Here is a 2,202-nt window from a genome sequence, read left to right as displayed (position 1 = left end):
TGCGGGGTGGCCGGCCAGTGGCTCTGGTCGCCGTTGAGGATCAGCACCCACTGAGCCGCCCGGCCGATCAGATCGAGCGCGCAGGCCAGCCCGAGGACGATCGCGTAGCGGGCGAGCACGGTGCTGCGGTTCGGCGGCATCAGTATGGCGACGAAGGCGGCCAAGCCGAGCGCCATCAGCACCGCGGCGGGGGCCCAGCACAGGGGAGTGTTGTTCCAGCCGTCGATCACTGCGGACTGGCCGGGTCCGCGGTTCGCGCACTGTACATTGAGATACGTCATGTGACACACCGAGGCGTTGTGCAGCAGTACGAAGGGTTTGAAGGCGTATAAGCCACCGAGGACGCCTGCGGCGATCAGGCCGAGCCGGGTGCTGTAGAAGGCCAGGAGCCGCAGCACGCCGCCGACCGAGACCGGCGCGCGGCGTGCAGTCGCGGTCCGGGGCTTTTGCGGGTGCGGGCTCTGCGAACTCGGCGGGATTCGTGGTGTGACGGGTGCTGACTTGGCCTTTCTCGCCTTCTTGGCCGCGGCCTCGGCCGGAGCCTCGGTTTCGGGCGGTGCGGGCGGTGCGGGCAGCGCCAGCTCGACCCTGGTCGGGTCGAGCGGAACCGGGACCTCGACCATGGTGGGCGCCAGGGGGAGTACGGTCTCGACCTTGGTCGGCGCGGGTGGGAGCCAGGCCTCTGCCTTGGTCGTGGCGGGTTCGGGCACTGGTGGTGCCATGACCGCCGTGGGCACTGGAGGATTCGGGCCTGATCCGCCGTTGTTCGCTGCGCCGTTGCCTGCCCTGCCGCGGTCCGGCTGCGGCACAGCGGTCTCGGGGGCCGACACGCTGTGCTCCGGCCCGTGGTCCGGTGGCTGCGCCGCGTTTGAGCCGATGAGGGCCGTCGCCGACTGGATGGTGGCACGTTTGGCCGGGTCCTTGACCAGCAGCGCCTTCAGCAGGGCGGTCAATTCGCCCGCGTGCTGCGCGCGTGGAACCGGGTCGTTGAGGATCGAGGAGAACTGCGCGTCGATCGTCGTGCCGGTGAACGGGGGCGTGCCCTCCACCGCGGCGAAGAGGGTCGCGCCCAGCGACCAGAGGTCTGCCGCGGCCGTCGCCTCCTGGCCCTGAAGCAGTTCCGGCGCAAGGTAATCCGGCGTGCCGACGATGGTGCCGGCCGCGGTGAGTGTGGAGACCGCGCCGCCGAGCGACCGGGCGATGCCGAAGTCGGTGAGCACGCAGCGGTTCTCGGTCAGCAGGATGTTGTCCGGTTTCAGGTCGCGGTGCACGATGCCCGCTGCGTGTGCGTGGCGCAGCGCGGCGAGCAACCGGCCGGCCATCGAGGCCGCGGTCGCGGCCGGGATCGGCCCGTCCCGCCGGATCCGCGCGGCCAGCGACTCGCCCGGGATGTACTCCATGACGATGACCGGGCTGCCGCCGTGGTCCACGATGTCGTACACCCGCACGATGCCGGGGTGGTTGAGCCGGGCCACCAGCCGTGCCTCACGTTTGATCCGGTCCGCCAGCCGGGTGCGCCCGGCCGCGCCGATTCCGGCCGGCAGGGTGAACTCCTTGAGCGCGACGTCCCGGTCGAGCGTCTCGTCCCTGGCGTGCCACACGCGGCCCATGCCGCCCTCGCCGACCAGCCGGACCAATCTGTACCGGCTGCCCACCGCCCCGTCAGCAGTCTGTATCACGGCACAAGCGTAGGGCGGCGAAGCGCTGGCCGTGCACGTTGTTCTCCGACGCGATCGGCTGTCGGTGCTCAGTGGCAGAGTGCCGGCCGTGAGCGTGTGGAGTCTGGCGGACGTCGAGCGTGCCGTGCGTGCGGGTTGGGGCGTCCTGGAAGCGGCTGATCTGCGCAGCGCCGAACTCCTGCCCGGTCACCTCGCTGCCGGACCCCGCTCATGCACAATTCGTCACCGCCTGACCGCTGCGTTGAAGCGGCGAATCAGTTCACGTGCGCAACGTGCGCAATCGGCTGCTCTTCCTCGATCGGCACGGCCACGATTTCGATCCCACCGCACGGCTCAGCGGCTCGTACGTACGACTCACACGTACTTCGTGACGTCCGCCACTGTGAAGCCCTGAGCCTGGATGTGCCGGTACAGGTTGGTCATCATCTGCACCATCGTCAGGCCCTTGAGCTGCGCCGGACCGCGGAAGTGGCACAGGATGATGTCGCCGGGCCGCAGATGGTGCGAAGAGGTCTGGTACTGC

1 protein-coding gene is annotated in these 2,202 nt (G+C 69.8%); it reads right to left on the bottom strand.

The genetic code is table 11. From position 1 onward, the window contains the following. Positions 1–1,679, bottom strand: a 1,679-nt coding sequence (locus VGS97_RS18805) for a serine/threonine-protein kinase (RefSeq protein WP_326854885.1), incomplete at its 3' end; no start/stop codon positions are given. Positions 1,680–2,202: the final 523 nt, after the last annotated feature.

Origin of the sequence: Actinocrinis sp. (genome assembly GCF_035946395.1) — a bacterium.
In the GTDB taxonomy this organism is placed as follows: domain Bacteria; phylum Actinomycetota; class Actinomycetes; order Streptomycetales; family Catenulisporaceae; genus Actinocrinis.
The sequence above is the reverse complement of the archived record's forward strand: the minus strand, read 5'-3'. Positions and strand labels throughout refer to the sequence as shown.